Source organism: Methanobrevibacter arboriphilus JCM 13429 = DSM 1125, assembly GCF_002072215.1.
Lineage (GTDB): Archaea > Methanobacteriota > Methanobacteria > Methanobacteriales > Methanobacteriaceae > Methanobinarius > Methanobinarius arboriphilicus.
Genome location: NZ_JXMW01000003.1, coordinates 16,149 through 40,907 on the forward strand (window position 1 = coordinate 16,149; position 24,759 = coordinate 40,907).

Sequence of the window (24,759 nt, forward strand, 5' to 3'; positions counted from 1 at the left end):
TTTTTGAAGCTTAATTTGGTTTATTTTTTATTATTTTTTATTACTTTTTATTACTTTTTATCTCGCATTACTTTTTTATTTATTATATTAGAATTTTTATTAATAATTTTATTAATGATATTACTTTTATTAATAATTTTTCAATAATATAATTTTTCAAGAATATTTTAATATTTTAAAGAAAAATTGATAAAATTTATAATATACTTTTGTTAATATTAAAATTAGATTTCTTGAATAAATTGATTTATTAATAAATTATTATAATACGAGGAATAGGAAGATAATATGTCAGAAGGAAAATCAAATTTTAACTCTAATAATACTGGAATTTTACTTATGAGTCATGGAAGTAGGTTACCCTTATCTAGTGAAACTATAAATAAGTTAGCTGAAATGTATAGGCAAGAAACTAATTTTAAAGTTGGTGTAGGATATATGGAAATTCATGAACCCAATATTCCTGATGCATTAGATATTTTAGTTAAAGATACTGAAATTGATACTGTAATAGCCGTTCCAGTATTTTTAGCTCATGGAATGCACACTACGAGAGATATTCCTAAAATATTGCGTCTAAATGAAGAAAATAATGGGGAAGACTCTCACAATCACAATCATCATAGCCATAATCATGAAAATAATGAGGAAAGCTCTCATAGTCATCATCACCATCATGAATTAGAAAAAATAAATTTTGATGGAAAAATTATTTATACTGAACCATTAGGAGCAGACCCATTAGTTCTTGAGATAATAAAAAATAGAGTTAATAATGCTTTAAACCAACAATAATTTATTTATTAATCTTTTTTTGATTTTTATAATATTTTTTATAATATTTTTTATAATATTTTTTTATAATATTTTTTATAATATTTTTTTATAATATTTTTTATAATATTTTTTATAATATTTTTTTATAATATTTTTTATAATATTTTTTATAATATTTTTTATAATATTTTTTTTATAATATTTTTCAAGTATAATTTTATTTCAACTTATAACTAAAAAAATTTTATTATATTTAATAAACATATATATTAGTATGAGTAAAAAAAATCTTCGAGTTTCAGATCTTGGAGAAAAAAAGCTAATTGAAAGAATAATTGAAACGTCTAAAGATTTTGAGTTTAATAATGATAAAAATTTAAATTCTTATATTGGTGATGATGCTGCATTAATCGATTTTAACAATAATTTAACAAATGAAAAAAATTATTTAGTAGCTACAACTGATTTATTGATTCAAAAACATCATTTCCCATTACAAATGTCTTTTTTTCAGATGGGTTGGAAAGCTGTTACAGTAAATGTTAGTGATATTGCAGCTATGGGAGCTAAACCTGTTGGAATATTGATTAGTTTAGCTATTCCTCCAAATTTAGCTCTTGAATCTTTTGATGAAATAATTTGTGGAATTTTAAAAGCATGCAATTATTATAAAATCCCTTTAATAGGTGGGGATACAAATGAAGATGATGAAATAATAATTTCAGGGACTGCTTTAGGGAAAATTGAGCAATCACTAGCTAAAAAAAAGTTTGGATTTAAATTTGGAGATAAAATAGCTATTACTGGACAATTAGGTCTTGCTGCACTTGGATTTGAATTATTAAAAGAAGAGAATAAAAAAATAATTGAAAAATCCATTGAAAATAAAAAAATTAGCCGTGAGATAGTTAATTTATCAATTGGGGCTGCTTTAAATCCTAAAGCTAGGTTAAATGAAGGTATTATTTTAAGTAAAATAGCTTCATCTGCTACTGATATCACTGATGGGTTAGCAAGTGAACTCTATGAATTATTTAATGCTAATAAAAATTTTAATAAAAATAGTAATCTTGGAATAAGAATCTATGAAGATAAGATAGCTAATGAACCACTATTTAAAGAAATATATAATTTGTCGAAAATATTAAATAAAGATATTTTTGATCTTATTTTTCATATAGGGGAAGATTTTGAACTTTTATTTACTTTCAGTAATGATAATGAAAATAGTATTATTGATGAGCTATCAAAAAAGTTGAATTTTATTATTATTGGGGAAATTAATAATTATAATAGGGTTGAAATTGAATATTCTGATGGAAAAGTTCAAAAATTATCTTCAAAGGGTTATGAACATTTATCTAATGATTAATAACCTTTAAGTGCTTCTAATTAATAGTATTGTTTTCATTTGATGATAGTTTATGATAAGTTTAATGATAAGTTTAATGATAATTTAATGATTTTTTATTTGATGGTTAATGATTAAGGAGTAATTTGAAAAGGAGTAATTTGAATGATTGTTGAATCAATTTTGTATGATAAGCTAGATAATGGGAATGTTCAATGTAATGTTTGTAACCATAGATGTAAAATTGCTGAAGACAAACTTGGATTTTGTTTAACACGTAAAAATTTAAATGAAAAGTTATATAGTTGTAACTATGCTTCTATATCCTCTCAAGCTATTGATCCTATTGAAAAAAAACCACTTTATCATTTTTTACCAGGGTCATTGGCATATTCTCTTGGTGGTTTTGGGTGTAACATGAGATGTTTGAACTGTCAGAACTATATCATATCCCAAAATAGTAATGAGTATAATGAAGCTATTAAAATTCTTCCAGAAACAGCTGTTAAAAATGCCATTAATGCAAATTGTATGTCGCTTGCTTGGACCTATAATGAACCTACTATGTACTTAGAATATACTCTAGAAACTGCTTTACTATCTCATGAAAATGGTCTTAAAAATATATATGTTAGTAATGGTTATATGAGTGAAGAAGCTCTTAATCTCTTGCTTCCTAGAATTGATGCATTTAACATAGATTTAAAATCTATGAGTAATGAATTTTATATTAATAATTGTCAAGCTAAACTTGATCCTATTTTAGATAATATAAAATCAATATATAATCATAAAAAGCATTTAGAAATCACTAATCTCTTAATAACTGGTTATAATGATTTTCATGATTTAATAAAAAGTTTGACTGATTTTATTGTAACCGAACTTGGAAAAGATGTGCCACTTCATTTTTCTAGATTTTTCCCTTATTATAAAATGAGGGATGTTCCTCCTACTGAAATTAGTAAATTAGAAATTGCTAAAGAAATAGCTATTGAATCAGGCTTAGAATATGTTTATTTAGGTAATGTTCAAACTGATCAAAATAGTTATTGTCCTGATTGCGGTGAGCTACTTATTGAAAGAAATGGATATAATACTATCAATAAGAGTAAAATTAAAAATAATAAATGTATTAATTGTGGTAGAAAACTAAATTTTATCTATAACTAATCAAATATTATCCTATTGAGTTTAATAATCTTAAAGTATACTTTAAATTGTACTTTTTGCTTTTTGAAAAGTATTGTCATGTTTGAAAATCTTAATTATTCAAAATTTTCATCTAATACAATATTGTCTTTTATAAAATTTGCTGTTCATAACCATAATCGTAATAATAATATATTTATAAATATAGATTATTATATAATTATAAATTTATAATAATATCTTAATGTTAAATCTAGCTATATAATAGAACTAAAGAGGAATAATATTGAATAAATTTAAATTTACTAGAACTTCTATTGAAGGAGTCTTTATAATAGAACCAACAGTTTTCACTGATGATAGAGGGTATTTTATGGAATCATACCATAAAAAAGAATTTGAAGAAAATGGATTAAATATTGATTTTGTTCAAGATAATCAATCTAAATCTACAAAAGGTGTCTTACGTGGACTTCATTTTCAGTATAATCAACCACAAGGGAAATTAGTAAGAGTAATCAAAGGTGAAGTTTTTGATGTAGCTGTTGATTTAAGAAAAGATTCTCCAACTTATAGTAAGTATGAAAGTGTAATTCTTTCAGAAGATAATAAAAAACAGTTTTATATTCCACCAGGATTTGCTCATGGCTTTTTAGTTTTAAGTGATGAGGCAGAATTTACTTATAAATGTACTGATTTTTATAATGGGTCTGATGAAGGAGGTATCATCTGGAATGATCCAGATATAAACATAGAATGGCCTTTAAATGAAGAAGAGCTAATTTTATCTGAAAAAGATCAAAAATGGAAATCTTTAAAAGATACTTCAACTAGTTTTTAAAGATTAAAAGATTATAAATGTGAGGAAAGGTTAAAATGAAAATATTGGTTACTGGGGGAGCAGGTTTTATTGGAAGTAATTTTATACATTATATTTTAGATAAATACTCTGATTATAATGTTATAAATTTAGATTCACTTACTTATTGTGGAAATCTAGGAAATTTGGTGGAAGCTGAAGAGAATCCTAATTATAAATTTATTAAAGGGGATATTTTAGATACTAAACTTGTGAATAGCATTGTAAATAAAAATAATATTGATTATATAATTAATTTTGCTGCTGAATCTCATGTTGATCGTAGTATTCATAATCCTAAGATTTTTTTAGAATCAAACATTATTGGAACTCAAAATCTGCTTGAAGTAGCTAAAAAATATCATGAAAGAGGTCAGATTAAAAAATATATTCAAATATCTACTGATGAGGTATATGGAACTCTTGGAAAAACAGGTTATTTTACAGAAAAAACTCCTCTTTCTCCAAACAGTCCTTATTCAGCTAGTAAAGCTGGAGCAGATATGATTGTTAGAGCATATCATGAAACTTTCAACCTTCCTATTAATATAACAAGGTGTTCAAATAATTACGGACCATACCAATTTCCAGAAAAATTGATTCCATTAATGATTAATAATGCACTAGATAATAAGAAATTACCTGTTTATGGTGATGGAAGAAATATTCGGGACTGGTTACATGTTTATGATCATTGTACAGCTATTGATCTTGTATTGCATGATGGAAAAATAGGGGATGTTTATAATATAGGTGGAAACAATGAAAAAGAAAATATTGAAATCGTTAAAATTATTCTTAAATATCTGAATAGGTCTAATGATTTGATTGAATTTGTTGAAGATAGATTAGGGCATGATAAAAGATATGCAATTGATTCAACAAAAATAAAAAGTGAATTAGGTTGGAAACCTAAATATACTTTTGAAAAAGGAATAAATGAAACAATAGATTGGTATTTAAATAATAAAAAATGGCTCAAAGAAGTTATTTCTGGGGATTATATTAGTTATTATGAAAAAATGCATAAATCTTCTGATTAAATAATTAACATTATAAATAAAAGATATTCTTTTCTTTTTTCATGTTTATTCCATATACCTGATTTCTATTCACTAAAGCTCACTCTTTCAAATTCTTCTTCTTTTCCAAGTAATTTAGTAGCATCAACACCAATTTTTGTAGTTGTTCCATCAGGTAATGCTACAGGATCAAGTGATGAACCTCTTGCTTTAGGAATGATTATTATGTCATCATCACCTTTAACTCTTGTAGCTATAGCATATTCAAGATCTTGAGGATCGAAAATATCAACATCTTCATCAACCACTACTGCATGTTTTAATGATGGATGAGCTGCAAGTGCAGCTAGTATAACATTTTTACCATCACCTTGTGTTTGTTTTTTTATAGCTATTGCTGCATGTAACCAACAACAACCTCCTTCTGTTAATAAAACATTTTGGACTGTTGGAACAGTATTCTTCACAGCTTGGAATATTCTAGGCTCTTGAGGAAGTCCTTGTAGTAATTTATGCTCAAATCCAGCTGGAAGAATAGCATGATACATTGCATTATTTTTTATATGCATATGATCTAACTTAATAACTGGTTCATCTCTAACTACATCATATGTATCGGTTAAATCAACAAAAGGCCCTTCTTTAGCTCTTTTTCCAGCTAATATTTTTCCTTCAAATATTATATCTGCTTGAGGAACTTTTAAACCACTATTTTCCAAATCTAACAATTCAAGATTTCCATCATTAAATACATTTGCAACTTCCATTTCATCACAATCAATTGGGACAGATGTTGTTGTTGAAAGAAGTGTTGATGGATTCATTCCAATAGCTATAGCTATTTTTAAATCTTTATTTAGTTTTTCTGATCTTTGGAAATATGTGTAAAGGTTTCTTGGAACGATTCTTATAGCTAATTTATCTTTTCCAATAACTAACATTCTATGTATAGAAGCATTTTGTATTCCTGTTTCTGGATCTTTTGCAAAAACTACTCCTGCAGTTATATAAGCTCCTCCATCTCTTTTGTAATGAGTTAATATTGGAATTTTACCTAAATCTGCTTTTTTGGTACTATATTCTGAATTATTAATTTTTTTATATTTAGTTGTTTTTTGAGGATTTTCAGTAGCTTTAATAATTCTTTTGGTTATCTCATCAACAGTACAACCTAATGACTTAGCTATTTTTTCTCTAGTATTACAAATTCCTGAGATTATTGGAATATCATAACCTTTAACATTTTTTAATATAACTGTTTTTTTAGGATGTTCTCTAAGTATTCTTGCTGCTTCAAACTCTGTAGAAACTTCTTCTTCTATAGTCAAAATTCCATATTCATCCTTTATTATATTTAAAAAATTTTCCATAATTAATTCCTCTAAAATTTTAATAATCTATTATAGTAATAATTCATTAATTAATATAGTTTCTATTGGCAATAATCTATTAATTAATAATAATCAATTAATTAACAATAATATATTAATTAGTAATAATATATTATAGTAGTAATAATTCATTTATCATTGATTTTTTTATATATCCGCTGTTTTGTATTTCATTAATTTTAGCTTTTCTTCAATGTTCTTATCAGAAATACCTAATATTTCTCCAGCTAAAACTCCTGCATTTCTTCCATTTTCAATACCTACTGTTCCAACAGGAACTCCTGGTGGCATATTTACCATTGATAATAATGAATCAAGTCCATTTATCTCTACAGAACGTGGAACTCCTATAACTGGCTTTTCACTTAATGCAACTATTGATCCAGTAACATGAGCAGACAATCCAGTAACAGCTATAAATAATTTAACATCTTTCATATTTTCCATATATTTATTAAATTTATCAGGATATCTTATAGGGGATATTACACTAATATCATAGCTAATTCCTAATCTATCTAATGTTAAAGCAACATTTTTAGCTTCTTCAATATCGGAATAACTTCCAGGAACAACTGAAACTAAAGGAGTATTTTTTTCTGATTCAACACTTTCCGACTCTTTGAATATTTTATCTGTGTGGGGTTCTTCTTTGTTTAATTTTTCCTCACTTATTTCATCATAGTTATCTAAAAAGTTTTTTTGTAATAATTTACCATCTAATTGAGAGATTAGTTTTTCTTCATCGATTTTAACTTTTTCTTGATAGGATTTTCTAAGTTTTGATACTCTTTTTTTAACTTCAGGATCATTAACTCCTATGATTTGTCCAGCAAGAATCGCTCCATTGTCTCCTCTATCAATTCCAACAGTTGCTACTGGAGCAGGGAAAGGCATTTGGGATGAAGCAAACAATGCATCTAAACCACCTAACTTAACATCAACAGGAACACCAATCACTGGTTTGTGAGTATAAGCTGCTATAGAACCTGGTAAATGGGCCGCTAATCCAGCAATCCCCATGAAAACTTCTATTCCATTTGTTGTAGCTTCAACTACTAATTTTTTTACTTTTTCATGGGTTCTATGTGCAGATGCAACTTTTAAACTGTATGGAATTTGAAGTGTTTCAAATATATCAATAGATTTTTGAGCTATTTTTAAGTCTGATGCACTTCCTAAGATTATCATTACTTTAGGGTTCATTAATTCACCTTTTTTAATAATAAATATTATTTTTATAGGATTTATTTATTATTTAATATATTTTTATAATAATTCATGTTATTAATGATTAATTTTATTTTAGATACTAGATTTTTAATAGATTTTTGAAACTTTTAATGTACTCAGATATATTTATATGTTCTTAGATTAATATTTTTATAATTAAAATTTATATATTAGATAATATTATATCAAAATATTATAATTTTCTTATAATAATCATATTATAATCGTATTTAATAATCATATTATATAATCATATTAGAATAAAATTATATTAGAATAATCATATTAGACTAATATTATATTATAGAATAATATTATTTAATATACTAATATTATTAGACTATATATTAGAATTATAGTGTATTAGGATATAATTTATATTATTGAATATAGTTTTTACTCAGTATTTCTGTACATAATTATTTAGACCTAGTATTTTTGTATTTAAAGCTCCAAATTTTTGTTTATTGTTCTAAATTATTTTTTATTTACTATTCTCAATTAATTTAATATTTAAAAATTTTTATAAATTAATAATAACAATATAAATACATAAATAATTATTTTAATTAGAATAACCATAAACTAATTTGATAGTTTTAATCTGATAGCTTTCATCAAATTCTTAATAAATTGGTTTGATAAATTAAATCTTTGATATTTAAATATTATTTTTTATAAAATTTGTTAAAAAACTTATTAAAGGTGCAAAATGGAAAATAAACACTCGTCATCTGTTTCAATTATTATTCCTGCTTATAATGAAGAAGCAACTGTAGCTCATGTTGTAAATGTTGCTATGGAATTACCTTATGTAACTGAAGTTATTGTTATTGATGATGGGTCTTATGATAAAACAGCTGAGGAAGCTAAACTTGTAGGGGCAGATGTTATATCTCATACTAGTAATCAAGGAAAAGGTTCAGCTATTAAAACAGGTTTTAAACATTCTAAAGGAGATATTGTTGCATTTATAGATGCTGATATTTATAATTTAACCTCTGATAAAATTGAAATGATCATATCTCCTATTTTAGAAGGAAAAACAGATATCACAAAAACTAAGTTTATGAGAGAAAGTGGAAGAGTAACTGAACTTACAGCTAAGCCTCTTCTTAGATTTTTCTTTCCAGAAGTTAATTTTGAACAACCTTTAAGTGGTCAATTTGCTGGAAAACGTTCAGTTCTTGAGAAAATTAAATTTGAAAAAGATTATGGTGTAGATGTTGGTATTGTACTTGATGCTGATGCTCATGGAATGAGAATCAAAGAAGTGGACATTGGGGAAATTAAACATGACATGTCTCCTCTTGAAAGTCTAAATGAAATGGCTAATGAGGTTACAAGGACAATTGTTGATAGGGCTATGGAATATGGCCGTGTAACAATGATGGATTCAATGGGTAATTACATCAGAATGACTACACTGGGATTGTCACTAATTATTTTAGGTCTTTTTACAATATTTTTTGTTCAAGGAGTTCCTTTAGAATTAGGGGTAATTATATCTTTAGCTGGTATTCTTTTAACAATTTATTATGTTATTAAACTTATTATAAAAACCACGATAATGTTTAGGAAGAGACCTAAGGGTAATTTTTTCAGATCATTTATTAAGATGCATTTTCCTGTTGTCATCTCTGCCCTTGTATTATTAGTAATGATATCAACATTTTTAAGTGCAGCTACATATTCAGATGGGAGATTATCTATTGAACCTACTTCAAAAAATCTTGTAATATTTCCAGGATCTCCAGATCAAACTATATATGTTAGAGGTCCTTATAATGTTGATAGTGCACTAGAAAATCAATCCACTATTATAAGAATGCCTCAAGATGCTTTAAATACATTGGAACTTAGTTATGGTGATAAACTCCGTATTGGAGATGAATACTACACAATTAATAAGGCTAGGAATGAAGAACCGAATATTTTAAGAATTCCTTATGATGTTAGGATGTTTCTTGATCTTCAAGTTGGCGATGTAATATCAGATGGAAAAATAAAGGGAGTTTTTGAAGGAATTCAGGTAGAACATAGTTTTAATATTAATGATTCTAACATATCTGGTTCTGAATATTCTATAATAAACTCTAGAAATATGAATGGAACTACAATGGATGTATATGTTGATCATAATAGAGTTGGATCTATTTCTGGATCTTTTAAACCTAATGAAACTTATGATATATATGTTAATGGATTAATAGCTAAATCTATATATATAAATGATGATATAAAAAGAGGAAATAGCTATTTCATTTATTCTGGAGATCATATTATTGAACTAAAAGTTTCAAATAATATTTCAACATCAAAAAGATTTCTTCCAAATAAATTTGGACCTTTTTTAGTTTTCAACTTTGAATAAATTTAATTTTAAATAATATTCAATTTTAAATAATATTTAGCTTGAAGTAGCTTTAATTTTGAATAGTATTGTTTTATTATTTTTAAAATGAGTTTTAATACCTTTAATAATAAAATTTTATTTTGTTAAAAATTTAATATTCATTAATAATTCTCATTAATATTTTTATTAATAATTTTGGTAATAATTAATAATATTAGTAATAATTATATAGTAGTATTACTAATAATAACATTAGTAATATTCCTAGTAATATACTTTAACAGCTTCATCTGGATCGTTATAAAGTCCAAGTGCGGCCAATGCACCTATTTTTCCATGATTTCCAGTGACAGCTATTAATCGAATATTTAAATCTTTAGCCACCTTTTCAGCTTCTTTCACTGATACCATACCTGTTTTAGCCTTCATTGAATATTCAAAAAGTTCTTGGGGAATGGTAAGTCCGTTTAATATAGCAATAGCTGTTTTATCAGACAATGTATCTCTTTTTAATAGCTCTATAGTTCTTTTAATAAGTTTTCCTTTTTCTTCTGGAAAAACAGCAAATGTCAATGCTATTGAAACACAATTTTGAGTTTTATGAGGATTATGAGGATATAATTGAACTATAATATGATCTAAATATTCAAAACCTTCTTTTTTTAGTTCTATTCCTACATTATGGGCCATAGTCCAAGTAGCTCCTTCATCTTTAGTATCAGTATCATCAATCCCAATAACTACTTTTTCCATTTTTGGAGTTATTACTCCTGCTTTTCCAAGTTTAGATCCTCCACCTTTTTCATAAATCTCAACTTGTTTTATTCCATCACCCATTCCACGACACATTCCTGCTCCAACACCAGCCCCTGCTAAACCACTATGAACAACTTTAACCGTATTATTTTCATCATCAATAGCTACTTCTTCAATTCCAGCAGCATTGACACTAGCTTTAAGATTGAGTGGTTCCTTACCAACTTTTGTTAAGAATACTTGTTTGTTACCATCTCTATAAGCATTTAAAATTAGCTTACTAGTATTTTTGTACTGATTAACAAGCCAATGTGAACCTGATATACATGGATGATACTCAACAATTTCAACAAGATCATTATCAGCCATGGTTATTACTTTTTCATAAGGAGCTATCCAAGGATCATTAAATTTCTTTTTTAAATCAGTAGGCTTCAAAATTTCCATAAAAACCAGTCTATTTTTAATTGAGTTATAATAATGTAAAAATAAAAATTAATTAATAAAAATAATAAATTTTAATAATAAATTTTAATAAGAAGTTTTTAATAAAAACTAGTTTTTAAAATTAGATTTCTTTCAAGCGGTCGCACATTTTAACTGCTGCTTCCACAGCTCTTTTACCATAATCAACACGTTTATGTGCATCTAATCTTGTCATTCCAGGTCCACTTATTCCAAGTGAAACAGGTTTTTCAAATTCTAGTGAAAGATCAGCTATTTTTCTTGAAGCATGTTGTGCAACTATTTGGTCATGATCAGTTGAGCCTTCAATAACAGCACCAAGAGTAATTACAGTATCAATATCCTCTTTTTCTAATAATTTTTTAATAGCTAGTGGCATATCGAATACTCCAGGAACTGGAACAACTTGTACAATTTCACAATTTCTAATTTTTGCTTCTTCTTTAGCTAATTCTAACATCATGTGAGTTAAATCATAATTAAATTCAGCTACAACTGCCCCTATTCTATACTTTACCATAAAAATACCTCTAAACTTTTTTCATTGATTATAATTTAATCTTATATTCATTCAATTTAAATAAATAATACTAATTTTTAAATTAATCCTAATGTGATACATATTAGCTGTTTATATTATTGTACCATAAGTAAGAAACCAGCAGCTGCACTCATAACCATAATTAAGATAATTATTATAGCTGCTATTTTTATTATATCCATTGTTTGCCTCCAAATCAATATTTATTCAGTTAGAATAACATTTATTAAAAATATTATAAAAATCTTCTATTAAAGATATTATAAAAAATTTCTGTTAAGAATATTATAAAAATCTTCTATTAAAGATATTATAAAAAATTTCTATTAAGAATATTATAAAAATCTTCTATTAAAGATATTATAAAAAATTTCTATTAAAAATATTATAAAAATCTTCTATTAAAGATATTATAAAAAATTTCTATTAAAAATATTATAAAAGATATTATAAAAGATTTTATAAATATTTATTTTATAAATATTTTATAGTATATTTTATTGTTATTAAAACTTGTATTTTAATTTATAGGTTAATCATCTTATCTTAATCATATTAAAAAAATTTAGATAGTTCATTTACACAATCAACTAACTTTTGTATATCATTTAAATTATTGTAACAATGTATTGAAGCTCTTACAGTTCCTTCATTAGCATTGATCAGATTTAATGATGGTATAGCACAATGAAAACCACTTCTAACACAAATATTCTCTGTTTCATCAAGTATTTTGCTAACATCATATGGATTAACACCTTTTATATTAAATGAAACAATATTAAATATGTTTTCAAGATCTCCATATAAAATAACATTATCAATTTCAGATAAGAGAGTATAAAGCTCTCGTGTTAAATATTGAGTATGTTTTTTAATTTTTGAAATGCCAATATTGTTAATGTATTCTATAGCTCTTCCAAGGCCGATAATCCCACTAATATTCTGAGTTCCTCCTTCAAATCTATAAGGAACTTCTTCTAATTTAAAATCTTTGTTTTTAAGACTTGTGATTGTCCCTCCACCAAGATTTGTTGGGGATAACTTTTCTAATAATTCTTTTTTTCCATACAAAAATCCAGTTCCACTAGGTCCAAGTAGACCTTTATGTCCAGGAGCAGCTATGAAATCAGCATTAACTTTTTTAATATCAATTTCTCCATGCCCAATTGATTGAGCAACATCTAATAAAATATAAACATCTTCATGCTCATGAACTATTTTTGAAATTTCTTCTATGTCTTGACAAGATCCAATAGAATTAGAAACATGAGTAATAGCTACTATTTTAGTATTATCATCAATCAACTCATCAATTCTTAATGGATCAATTATTCCGTTTGAATCAGCTTCAGCTATTTTCACATCAATTGAAAGATCATTAGTTTTTTCAATATTTAACCAAGGAATATAATTGGAATGATGTTCAATGTTTGAAATAACTATATTATTATTTTTTTCAAAAGAAAAACCATTAGCTAGAGTATTAATAGCACTGGTTGTATTTTGAGTGAAAATAATCTCATCATTTGAAGCATTGATTAGGTTAGCTATTTTTTCTCTAGTATTTTCTACTTTCTGCCCAGTTTTAATAGCTGTTTTATATGCTCCTCGACCAATATTTGCATTATAATTATAGTAATAATCATCAATAGCTTCAACAACAGGTTTTGGGGTGAGGCTGGTACTTGCAGAGTCAAGATAAGTAATATTTTTTAAAATAGGAAAATCATTTCTAATTTTTTCTATTGAAGTCAAAAAATTCCTCCTATTTTAATATTTAAATATTATATTTTTCAGCTATGATTCTTTTATCTAAATTTTACTTTCTAAAGTTATGTTTTTTAGAATCTTATTAGAATTTTATTTTTTAAATCCTATTGTCCTATTTTTTAAAATTCTATTTTCTCTTTTATAGCTTCAGACATTTCTATTGTAGTAGATTTTCCGCTCAAATCTCCAGTAACAGTTTTACTTTCTGATAAAACTTTTAAAATAGCCTTATCAATAGCATTAGCTGCTTCTTTTTCACCTAAATATTCAAGCATCATAATAGCTGATAATATCATAGCCGTTGGATTGGCTAAATCTTTTCCTGCAATATCTGGTGCAGAACCATGAACTGGTTCAAATAAAGCTCTCTCTTCACCAATATTGGCAGAAGGGATAAGTCCAAGCCCACCAACAAGCCCTGCACCTTCATCAGATAATATATCCCCAAATAAATTAGTTGTAACAATAACATCGAAGCTTTTTGGACGAGTTAAAAGATACATAGCTGTTGCATCAACATAAAAATCTTCAGATTCAATACCTTCACTTTTGTATTTTTCAGCTACTTCATAAAATACTTCTTTAAATAAACCATCAGTCTTTTTTAAGACATTTGCTTTATGAATACCTGTAACTTTTTTTCGGTTATTTTCTTTTGCATATTTAAATGCGTATTCACATATACGCTCTGATGCATCTCTTGTTATAACTCTTTTAGCTGTTGCTCCAGTAATATTTCCTGATTCATCTTTGATATAATCTTCATCTCCAATATACATACCTTCAGTATTTTCTCTAACAATCATAAAGTCAAGATCATCAAACAATGATTTAGTTCCAGGATATGATTTTACAGGTCTTAAATTTGCAAATAAGTCCATTTCTTGGCGAAGTCTAACTATTACATCTGCAGCTGTTTCACCAGCAGCACCAAATAAACATGCATCAGCTTTTTTTACAATTTCTATTGTTTCATCAGGAAGAGCTACACCAGTTTTCTCCTTACATTCATCACCAGCATCTGCAAATATAAACTCAAAATCAATATTTAAAGCTTCTAAAATATTTAAAGTAGCTTCCATTACTTCTTTTCCAATCCCATCTCCAGGGATTACAGCTATTTTATACATATTATCACGGTTTATTAAGAATATTATCCTTTTAAATATTAGCTTTTATATCTTAATCATTATATTTTAATTATTATATTTTAAATATTAACTTTTATATCTTAATCATTATATTTTAAATATCAGTTTTTATATTTTAAATATTAATTCTTTTCTTTAAGATATGGTATTAAACCACCTTTTTCAAGGATTTCAAGCATAAATGGAGGTAATTTTTTAAATTTATATTCTTCTCCATTTTCAGAGATAATAACTCCTTTTTCCATATCTACTTCTATTTCTTCTCCTTCTTTTAGAACTTTACTTATACCTGGAGCTTCAAGAAGAGGAATTCCAACATTTGTAGCATTTCTATAAAATATTCTTGCAAAAGATTCAGCTATTACAGCTCCAATTCCAACTCCTTGAAGAGCAAGTGGGGCATGTTCACGTGAAGAACCACAACCAAAGTTTTTTCCAGCTACAATAAAATCTCCCTTATTAATTTTACCACAAAAATCAGAATCTAAACCTTCCATACAATGTTTAGCTAATTTATTAGGGTCAGTTACTACTAAATATCTTCCAGGAATGATGATGTCTGTATCAATGTCATCTCCAAATTTCCAAACTTTTCCTTTCATTATTACACTTCCTTGTTAGCTTAATTATTTTGGAGCTACTATTTTTCCTTCAATAGCTGAAGAAGCAGCTACCGCAGCTGAAGATAAATAAACTTCACCTTCTGGACTACCTTGTCTTCCTTTAAAGTTTCTATTAGAAGTTGAAAGACTAACTTCTCCTGGTCCAATAAGACCAACATGGCCTCCAAGACAAGGACCACAACAAGGATTACAAACTAATGCTCCAGAATCAACAAAAATATTTATTAATCCTTCATTAAGAGCTTTAGTATAAACTTCTTTTGAAGCAGGAATAACAAGCATTCTAACACCATTAGCTATTTTATTTCCTTTTAATATCTTAGCAGCTTGTCTAAGATCACTTATTCTTCCATTAGTACATGAACCTAAGAAAACCTGATCAATCTCTTTGTCAACTTCACTAACTGGTTTAACATTATCAACATTATGGGGACAAGCTATTTGAGGTTCAAGATTAGTTACATCAATATCAATAATTTCAAGAGATGGGGCATCTAAATCAGTTTTAAAAACTTCAAATGGTTTATTAGACCTAGCTTTAACATAATTTAAAGTTTTATCATCTGGTTCTACAAGACCAGTTTTACCACCCATTTCAATAGCCATATTACAAAGAACCATTCTATCAGAAACACTCATGTTAGATACAGTTTCTCCTGTAAATTCACATGCCTTATATGTTGCACCATCAGCTCCAACTTTACCTATAATGTTTAAAACTACATCCTTTGCATAAACATTTTCATTTAAATCACCTTCAATATTAAATCTAATAGTTTCTGGAACCTTAAACCATAATTGACCAGTTGAAAACACCATGGCCATATCAGTAGATCCAATTCCAGTTGCAAAAGCACCTAATGCACCATGAGTACAAGTATGAGAATCGGTTCCAACGATTACTTCTCCTGGAACAACATGGCCTAATTCTGGTAATATTTGATGGCAAACTCCTTCATTAACATCATAGAAATTTTCTATTCCTTGCTCTTTCACAAATTCTCTCATAATAATATGATTATTAGCTGCATCTAATGAATCAGCAGGCACTTGATGATCAAAAGGGATAACAATTTTGCTTGGATCCCAAACTTTTTCAGTTCCTATTTTTCTAAATGATTCAACTGAAAGAGGTCCAGTTAAATCATGGGTCATAGCTACATCAATATTAGCCATAACTATCTCACCAGCTTCAGATGAAGATTTATTCGACGCTTTAGCTAATATTTTCTCAGACATTGTCATTGACATATTTGTAATTCTCCAAATATATTAAAATAATTCATAAATTAAGATGATTCATAAAATAATATTTAATATAATCTTAAAAGATAGTATTAAATTAATAATATAAATTAATAACTTTAAATACAATAATAATATAATACTTAATTAATGATATCTTTTCATTATAAAAATTATTTAATAATATTATATTGATAAAGTAATATAATTTTATTTAATCTTAGTGTATTTATATTAGTACATAACATTTATATAAACAATTGTGATAATTTATAACTTTTCTTTTAATTTTTTGAGGATTTAAATGATATTAAAAAATAGGATTCATAATGATTTTAATTTTTATAAAAATAATTTTATTAGTATTAATTCTCTTGAAATTTCAAATAATACTATAAAATTTAGTTTGAAAACAAGTGAAAATTTAAATGATTTTTTTATGCAGAAAACCTCATTTATAGAATATTTAAACATTGATAGAAACTTAAACAAGGTTCCAGAGGGCATATTAATAATACCTATATTATGCAATGTTTTACCAGTATCTTGGATGTTTGATTCAACAATTGTCATAAATGAATTAGATAAGACTTTTTATGAAAGTATCAGTAGAATTAAAAATAAATATTCAAATTTATATCCTAAATGTGATTTTAAAGGGAAGCTATTAGTTAAAAATATTATTGACTATGAAATTGAGCATAATGAAAAATATTTATCATTTTTTAGTTTAGGGGTTGATTCTACAAGTACAATAATAAATAACATTGATAAAAATCCTATATTAGTTAATATTAGAGGATCTGATATTCCACTGGAAGAAGAAATTGGATTGAACTATATTAGTAAAAAACTAACAGATTTTTCAGAAGAATTCGGATTAAAAAAAGTATTTATTAAATCAGATTTTAGAAGATTACTTAATACACAAAATCTTTCAAATAAATTTCAAGAACAGCTTGATGATAATTGGTGGCATGGACTACAGCATGGAATGAGCATTATTAGCCATGCTATTCCTTATGCATATTTATATCAAATTAGCAATGTTTTAATTGCAAGCACCTATTCTAAAAAAGAATCTGAAATTTATGGAGTAAATGAAATCCCATGTGCATCTTGTCCAAGCACTGATAATGAATTTAAATTTGCAAAGAAGGGAAATGTTTATCATGAGGGTATAGAAAATTCTAGACAAGATAAAATTAGAACTATAATCAATTTTTTGGATGATAATGATAAAAATGATTATTTACATGTTTGTTGGAAAAACACAAGTGGAAAAAACTGTAACTTATGTGAAAAATGTTCTAGAACAATAATGGGCATATTAGCCGAAAAAAAAGATCCAAATGATTATGGGTTTAAAGTTAATGATAAAACGTTTGAAAACATAAAGGAGAATATTAATGAATTTTCTAAAAATAAAATAACGAATGTTTTATGGGTAAGTATTCAGGAAAAATTTTTAGAAGATAGAGAATATTGGGATAATAATAAAAATATAAAATGGTTTTTAGAAATAAATTTGAAATTAGGGAGTTAATAGTTTTATTATAGGTATTTTTCATGATATTATTTTTCATGATATATTTATTAAAAATTATTCTTATAATAATCTGCCTTAAAATCAAATTTTAAAAAATTATATAAGCAATAATGTAATAAATCATGATATATATTATTCAATTTGGGGGAAAATCAAAATGTTGTTATAATTAATGCTAATAGAATGGATGTAACTAATGAATTAATTTCATGATTTAAATATAAAAATAGAAATTATTGATTTATATATTCATTTGATTAGACTAACATAATAAAGGAGATTTTTAAAATTAAGTTTGGACTACTTAAATATGATTATACAAGAAATTTAGGAGATCAAATTCAGAGTATTGCAGCTAATAAGTTTCTTCCTAAGGTTGATTGTTTTATTGATCGTGCTGAATTAAATAATTTTTATTCAGATGAAATAGTTAAAACAATCTTGAATGGATGGTATTTTCATTATGAAGGAACATGGCCTCCATCTGATTCTATAGACCCTTTAATAGCTTCAATTCATATTAATTTAAACGATGAGAAAGTTATAAACTCTTTTATTTCAGATGAAAGTCTTGAATATATGAAAAGACATGGTCCAGTTGGTGCAAGGGACATGTCTACATTAAACTTTTTAAAAGATAATAACATTCCTTCTTATTTTTCAGGATGTTTAACATTAACACTTGATAAAAATCCAAATATTAAAAAACAAGAATATATAGTCACTGTTGATGTGCCAAAAGAAGTTATAAATTTTTTAAAAACTAAAACAAATAAAAAAATATATAATGTTACTCAAATGGCACCTTTAAATATGAATAAACCCAATGAAACACGTATATCATTATATAATTCAAAAGAAAAATTTATTTTAGCAAATGGGCTATTAGATTTATATCAAGGGGCTAGCTGCGTTATTACAAACAGGCTTCATGTAGCATTGCCTTGTTTAGCTTTTGATACTCCAGTTTTATTAATAAATAATTATACATATGATGTAGATAGGTTTATTGGATTAAATAATCTATTGAGAAATACATCTTTAGATGAATATATATCAAGTTATGAAATTTTTGATATAAATAATCCTCCTGAAAATAAAAAAGATTATTTAAAATTAAGAAATAATTTAATGGATCAATGTAAGAAGTTTACTGGTTATATTAATAATGAAAGAAAATTATTTATTAATTATGATAATTTTTATATTTCATTGATATCAAAAACTTCTCAAAATATTGATAATTGTTTTAGAAAAAATAATTTATCATATAAAAAACAGATTAATGATATTAAATCAAAAAATAAAAAAATTTATAGGCAAAATCAAATAATTTTAAAACAAAAAAAGAAAATCCAAAATATGGAGTTATCTAATAGCTGGAAATTAACTAAACCATTGAGATTTTTAAAAAATATTCTCAAATAAAATAAAAGCTTTGTGAGAAAATGTGTACTAAAATATCTGTAATAATACCCGTTTATAATGTTGAAAAATACCTTGAACAATGTTTGGATAGTGTTATAAACCAATCTTTGGAAGATATTGAAGTTATTTGTATTAATGATGGCTCAACAGATAATTCTTTAGAAATATTAGATGAATATGCCAAAAAAGATAATAGGATAAAAATAATAAACAAAAAAAATGAAGGTTTAGGAGTAGCTAGGAATATAGGGATGGATTACGCTAAAGGAAAATATATTATTTTTTTAGATTCTGATGATTGGTTGAAGAATAATGCATTTAAAAATTTATATAATACTATTATTTTGGATAATATTGATATTTTAATTTTTAAAATTTTGCCTTATGATGAAAATTCTGATAAATTTTTTAAAAGAGATGATTATGAACTTTTAGGTTTGGAAAACTTATTTAAAGAAGATTTTGTAACATATAAAGATATAAAAGAGGATATTTTTAATATTTCAGTTGTTGCATATAATAAAATTTATAAAAAATCTTTTTTAGATAAATATAATCTAAAATTCCCAGAAGGACTTATATTTGAAGATAATCCTTTCTTTTTTGATGCAATTATAAATGCTAAAAAAATTAAATTCAATAATGAATACTATTTATATCGAAGATTTAGGGAGAATTCTATAATTACTTCTAAAGATAAAAGATATCTTGATGTAATGCCCATTATTAATCTTATTTTAGATGTTTTTAAAAGAAATAATTTATATTGGGAGTTTAAAAAATCATTGCTCAATCATATAATGAAAATGGTTTTTTTTCTAGGATATACTAACATTCAAGATAAATATAAAGAGGAATTTTTTGAAAATATGAAAAATTATTTTTTTAACACCAAACAAGAGAATTTCCCTGATAAAGAGTTTAAATCAAATTTAAATGACTATATGTTGTCTATTTATTTAAATATTTTTAATGCATCATCTTCAAAAGAATTTGATCTTTTGAATAATATTCATGATTTGAAAAATGAAATGGAGAATTTAAAAGAAAATAACAAAAAATTGTCAGAATATCTTACTAAATTGCAAAACTGGAATAATAATCTTAAAGATAAACATGTTAATATAAATAGAAAGTATGAAAATTTGAATTCTAAGTATGTTACTTTAAATTCAAAACATAAAAAATTAAGTATTAAAAATACAAAATGTCAAAATGAGCTTATTACTATTTATTCATCTAATAGTTGGAAAATGACAAAGTACTTTAGAAAATTTGGAAGATTTTTTAAATAATAATTTTCATTAAAATTTTTACTAATTGTTCTTTTTTCATTCGTGATAAATATAATGGTTTAAAGAACTGATATTATAATACTTAACATTAAAATATTTATTTGAATAATATTTATTCTAAAAAGTTCCATTGGCCTATTTTTACATGAATACAAATTTTTATAATTGATATAGAATTTCCTTTTTCTTTTAGTATAAATATAAACAAGGTGTCTGAAAATAATGAAAAATTTGAGGATTCTCCGTCCTTGATTTGCATGAAATAAAGATTATTTATTTCGTGTTATTAAAAGTACAATTTAATATTTGGTAATTTTTAAATTTGGGTCTTTTAAATCGAAAGATTTAAATATTATGGGATTTATATATTTTATTGGTAATTAAAATGAAAATCCCAATGAATCCTGATAAAAAAGACCCAGTATGGAATATGTTTTCCAAAATACTTAAACTTATCGATAGTAGAACTTTTCAAGAGGAACTTGCTCGTGATAACTTTACAAGCACTAATAAGCATCAACTAATGCTTAAATTAGTGTTATTATCCATATTTTTCCAATTAGATTTATCTTATGTTTATGATCAAGTGGAAAGTCGTGAAAAGCTTAGGAAATTTTTAAATATTAATGACTTATTAAGTCTAAAACAAATTAGAGAGATTTATCATAGAAATGACGAAAGTAAATACCTTGAACTATGTTTAAAAACTTTAAATAAGATGCAATTCAATAAAATAAGATATATTAAAACTATAATATTGGATTCAACTTCAATTACTCTTGATTTGAAATTCAATGGAAAGTATCTATCAAAACAATCTTTGCTAACAAAAGCCTATAAAAGAGCATTTTCAACCAATAATGGACATTATGCAGGGTTTAAAATGACACTAGCTATCGATGAAAGAACATGTAAACCATTAGCAATATTAATACACCCCGGTTCACCACATGATACCAAAATATTTGATGAAATATTACATGAACTTAAAAGACGAAGAATATTAAAAAAATGGCAATTAATATTATGTGATAGAGGATTTCAAAGCTTAGAAAACTATTTAATTGGAATAAATAATTACCAAGTTCTCCCTTTAATCTTCCCTAAGAAGAAACCTTCATTAATAACCTTAATAGAAAGAATACAAAACCCTTTAGACTATTTCACCGAAGAAAAATATAAAACTCAAACATATGCAAATTTAAAAGAAAAATTATTCAATTTACTCACTCATTGGGAAGATTACAGGAGAAGAAGATGGAAAATAGAGGAATTTTTCAAATTCCTAAAAATTGAATTAAAATTAAAGAAAATACACGCATATACCAAGAAATCTACCTATAAACACGTTTATCTAAATGTACTTTTAATCGGCATGATGATAAGTACGGGTTATAGAGAAATTAAAGAGGTAAGAAACCTTGTAAATTTCACATAAATCAGACCCCTTGAATATAAAATATTATAATACAACGATTATAAAATTTTAAAAAGGTATTAATTCATTATAAAAACTTTATTAATATATAATATTTAAAATATTTGGAATAAGACGATATTATTTATCTTTATTTTTTTCTATTTCTTTAAATGAACGCATCTCTGCTACCGATGCATAATCCATGAGAATCACCATTTTTCTTTTTAATTTTATGTGAAGATCATTTTTTTCAAATTTTACCATTTTTTTAGTTTTTATAAAACTTATAAATGATTTTTCTTTTTTTAATTTTTTTATAGCAATTTTTAAATTAATCTTATTTTTTCTATAGTCTAAAATGATTTTATTAATTTTTCTGTCTAAAAAGAAGTCTAATTTATTAATTCCAATCAGTTTTAATATAATTTTACTTTTGATACCTAAATTTTTGTTGAAATTCTCAGTTAATATTTCATTGAGTTGTCTTTTTACATAGTTATAATCCCATAAAAAAGGTATTTTTTCATGAAACTTTGATTCATTTATTGTTGAAAATGGCTCAATGTTTGTTTGAGGTAATTTATCACCTACAAAAGGTATTTCTAATAATTTTGGATTTGACCTTTTTAATATTTCATAAACAAGTTCTTTAAAATCTAAATCTCCTAATTCTTTATATAATAATGCAAAGAATACTTCGATTTCTGTCCCAAATAATGGAAAATAAAAATTATGTGATTTATTAATAGCTCTTGCCAACCATATATTGTGACGATTTATAAGATTTATATTCTTTTTTTTATATGCACTCAAACCAGCGTGATATAATCTCGAATTTTTAATTTCACGGTTAATTTTTGCGAAATTATTAGAATTAAAATCTCCATGATTCACATAGAAGCTTTCCATATATTCTATAATGCTTTGAGGATGTATTCCCTTTCCAGATGGGGGAACATTATTACTGTATTCTATATTCAATTTTTTAGCTAATTTTTTAGCTATAATAACGTCGGGATGGTCTTCAGCACCGTTAGTGTATGGTTTTAAAGAGATTTCATATTTTTCACATATAGGAGATAATATTGAAATTGCTAATCTAGAGTCAAAACCTCCTGTTAAGCCTATACTTAATTCTTCTATGTTTGGTTTTAAGTAGGATAAATATTGTTCAGTAAATTCATTAATATTTTTATAATATTCATCATATAATGTTTTTTTATCCATCTGATATTTTTTTTTAAATGATTTAGGAATTTTAATGGATTTTCTATTTATACTTATGGTTCCATTTTTAAAAATCTTTTCATCATGAGGTAGTACTCTTTTGATTTCTTTGAATATTGTGTGTCTTGGAAATTTTCTAATTCCCGATTCTCTATGAGTTGAATCTTCAATAAATTTCATATCAAAATGTTCTATGAATTTTTTTCCCTGAAATTTTTTAACCCCATCTACAATTAACTTTATTTCAGTCGATAAAACACTAAAATCAGAGTCTTCATAATAGAATAATTGTTTCAAACTAAAAATAGGTGTTTTAATAAATCCTTCACCATTGGAATTTATAGAAACCAATTGATAATCTCCTAATAATTCAGAATCTTCTTTTAATTCTTTAAAAAATGTTTGTATGTCATGGTTTCTTATTTTTCTAGATTTTGTCAGAATACCATTTACTAACAATAATTTATTTTCATCATAGTAATAAGAATAATTTTTTTTTTCTTCATCTATCTCTTTATATAAGTATATAAAAATAATAAAATTTCCAACTTCTACTTTTAGATATTCTTTTGAAATTAAATAAGGAGCAAAGTTAGAATTCAAAGCTTTTTCATTAATATTCTCTTCTCTAAACCCTTCTTTCTTTGAAATTATTAAAAATTGCATCTCATCCACCATGATGTTTTATAATTATCTTTTTAATAATGTTTTTATATTTTAATCATTTATAATTATAACTTTTTTCTATTTATTTAAAAAACTTACTCTTAATTACTGAAATATAATCCATAAATATTATATAATTTGTTTAATTTTATAATTATTAATATTTTTAAGTTTTATTAGTTTTTGGGTTTGTTTTATAATTTTATACTATCTTACTTTAAAAATAAAATCTAATTTATAGCCAAAAATTTTTTAGGAACGATTTACATTTAATATTTACTTTTTTATTAAATTTTCCATTATAATTGAATTTAATTTTTTATAAAATATTTTGAATAAGTATATTTAGCCCTCTATTTTTTGATTTGTTAGGGAGTATATTTTGCTTATTTTTCTATTTTAACATGGGTTTATTTTTGGCATGGTAAAAATACATTTTTGTATTTAGTAAAAATAGTTTCATAGTTTTTTAATAGATA

The 24,759-nt window shown here is 25.1% G+C and carries 19 protein-coding genes; 10 read left to right on the top strand and 9 right to left on the bottom strand.

From position 1 onward, the window contains the following. Positions 1-288: 288 nt before the first annotated feature. The 5 genes from cfbA (at position 289) to rfbB (ending at position 5,182) form a co-directional block, all read left to right on the top strand. On the top strand, positions 289-795 hold the full coding sequence (gene cfbA, locus MBBAR_RS01920; RefSeq protein WP_080459596.1) for a sirohydrochlorin nickelochelatase: 507 nt from the start codon (positions 289-291) through the stop codon (positions 793-795). A 256-nt stretch (positions 796-1,051) separates the two neighbouring features. Beyond that, the gene (gene thiL / locus MBBAR_RS01925) at positions 1,052-2,149 is read left to right on the top strand and encodes a thiamine-phosphate kinase (protein ID WP_080459597.1); all 1,098 of its coding nucleotides are present in this window, start codon (positions 1,052-1,054) and stop codon (positions 2,147-2,149) included. A 144-nt stretch (positions 2,150-2,293) separates the two neighbouring features. After that, complete coding sequence (gene amrS / locus MBBAR_RS01930) at positions 2,294-3,301, top strand: AmmeMemoRadiSam system radical SAM enzyme (RefSeq protein ID WP_080459598.1); 1,008 nt, start codon at positions 2,294-2,296, stop codon at positions 3,299-3,301. A 265-nt stretch (positions 3,302-3,566) separates the two neighbouring features. Beyond that, a complete protein-coding gene (gene rfbC, locus MBBAR_RS01935) occupies positions 3,567-4,121 on the top strand; it encodes a dTDP-4-dehydrorhamnose 3,5-epimerase (RefSeq protein ID WP_080459599.1) in 555 nt (184 codons plus the stop codon). Between the two features lie 35 nt (positions 4,122-4,156). Next, on the top strand, positions 4,157-5,182 hold the full coding sequence (rfbB, locus tag MBBAR_RS01940) for a dTDP-glucose 4,6-dehydratase (protein ID WP_080459600.1): 1,026 nt from the start codon (positions 4,157-4,159) through the stop codon (positions 5,180-5,182). Positions 5,183-5,247: 65 nt separating this feature from the next. Here the strand turns inward: rfbB and MBBAR_RS01945 are convergent, their stop codons facing one another. Beyond that, positions 5,248-6,531 (bottom strand): UbiD family decarboxylase, encoded by a 1,284-nt coding sequence (locus MBBAR_RS01945; protein WP_080459601.1) that lies wholly within the window; start codon positions 6,529-6,531, stop codon positions 5,248-5,250. 168 nt (positions 6,532-6,699) lie between these two features. Then, positions 6,700-7,758, bottom strand: coding sequence for a 5-(carboxyamino)imidazole ribonucleotide mutase (purE, locus tag MBBAR_RS01950; RefSeq protein WP_080459602.1), 1,059 nt, complete (start codon positions 7,756-7,758; stop codon positions 6,700-6,702). Positions 7,759-8,497: 739 nt separating this feature from the next. Here purE and MBBAR_RS01955 point away from each other — a divergent pair. Continuing rightward, positions 8,498-10,159, top strand: a complete 1,662-nt coding sequence (locus MBBAR_RS01955) for a glycosyltransferase (RefSeq protein WP_080459603.1) — start codon at positions 8,498-8,500, stop codon at positions 10,157-10,159. A gap of 246 nt (positions 10,160-10,405) precedes the next feature. On the opposite strand, the gene mmp11 is transcribed toward MBBAR_RS01955, so the two are convergent. The 6 genes from mmp11 to hacA all read right to left on the bottom strand — a co-directional run bounded on the left by mmp11 (position 10,406) and on the right by hacA (position 16,701). Next, complete coding sequence (gene mmp11, locus MBBAR_RS01960; RefSeq protein WP_080459604.1) at positions 10,406-11,344, bottom strand: methanogenesis marker protein 11; 939 nt, start codon at positions 11,342-11,344, stop codon at positions 10,406-10,408. 121 nt (positions 11,345-11,465) lie between these two features. Continuing rightward, positions 11,466-11,882 carry a 6,7-dimethyl-8-ribityllumazine synthase gene (ribH, locus tag MBBAR_RS01965; protein ID WP_080459605.1) on the bottom strand — a complete coding sequence of 139 codons (417 nt, stop codon included), beginning with the start codon at positions 11,880-11,882 and terminating at the stop codon, positions 11,466-11,468. Positions 11,883-12,458: 576 nt separating this feature from the next. Then, positions 12,459-13,661, bottom strand: coding sequence for an aminotransferase class V-fold PLP-dependent enzyme (locus tag MBBAR_RS01970; protein WP_249025008.1), 1,203 nt, complete (start codon positions 13,659-13,661; stop codon positions 12,459-12,461). 134 nt (positions 13,662-13,795) lie between these two features. Then, on the bottom strand, positions 13,796-14,806 hold the full coding sequence (locus MBBAR_RS01975) for an isocitrate/isopropylmalate family dehydrogenase (protein WP_080459606.1): 1,011 nt from the start codon (positions 14,804-14,806) through the stop codon (positions 13,796-13,798). Positions 14,807-14,949: 143 nt separating this feature from the next. After that, positions 14,950-15,429, bottom strand: coding sequence for a 3-isopropylmalate dehydratase small subunit (locus tag MBBAR_RS01980; RefSeq protein ID WP_080459607.1), 480 nt, complete (start codon positions 15,427-15,429; stop codon positions 14,950-14,952). A gap of 24 nt (positions 15,430-15,453) precedes the next feature. Continuing rightward, a complete protein-coding gene (gene hacA, locus MBBAR_RS01985; RefSeq protein WP_080459608.1) occupies positions 15,454-16,701 on the bottom strand; it encodes a homoaconitase large subunit in 1,248 nt (415 codons plus the stop codon). A 298-nt stretch (positions 16,702-16,999) separates the two neighbouring features. Here hacA and MBBAR_RS01990 point away from each other — a divergent pair, with 298 nt between their 5' ends. The 4 genes from MBBAR_RS01990 (at position 17,000) to MBBAR_RS02005 (ending at position 22,405) form a co-directional block, all read left to right on the top strand. Next, a complete protein-coding gene (locus tag MBBAR_RS01990) occupies positions 17,000-18,241 on the top strand; it encodes a hypothetical protein (RefSeq protein ID WP_080459609.1) in 1,242 nt (413 codons plus the stop codon). Between the two features lie 291 nt (positions 18,242-18,532). Next, positions 18,533-19,672: a polysaccharide pyruvyl transferase family protein gene (locus MBBAR_RS01995; RefSeq protein ID WP_346218169.1), complete on the top strand. Its 1,140-nt coding sequence runs from the start codon at positions 18,533-18,535 to the stop codon at positions 19,670-19,672. Between the two features lie 20 nt (positions 19,673-19,692). After that, positions 19,693-20,967: a glycosyltransferase family 2 protein gene (locus MBBAR_RS02000; protein ID WP_080459611.1), complete on the top strand. Its 1,275-nt coding sequence runs from the start codon at positions 19,693-19,695 to the stop codon at positions 20,965-20,967. 385 nt (positions 20,968-21,352) lie between these two features. Continuing rightward, positions 21,353-22,405, top strand: coding sequence for a transposase (locus tag MBBAR_RS02005; RefSeq protein ID WP_080459612.1), 1,053 nt, complete (start codon positions 21,353-21,355; stop codon positions 22,403-22,405). Positions 22,406-22,525: 120 nt separating this feature from the next. Here MBBAR_RS02005 and MBBAR_RS02010 read toward each other — a convergent pair whose 3' ends face one another. After that, positions 22,526-24,280, bottom strand: coding sequence for a hypothetical protein (locus MBBAR_RS02010; RefSeq protein WP_080459613.1), 1,755 nt, complete (start codon positions 24,278-24,280; stop codon positions 22,526-22,528). Positions 24,281-24,759 lie beyond the last annotated feature (479 nt).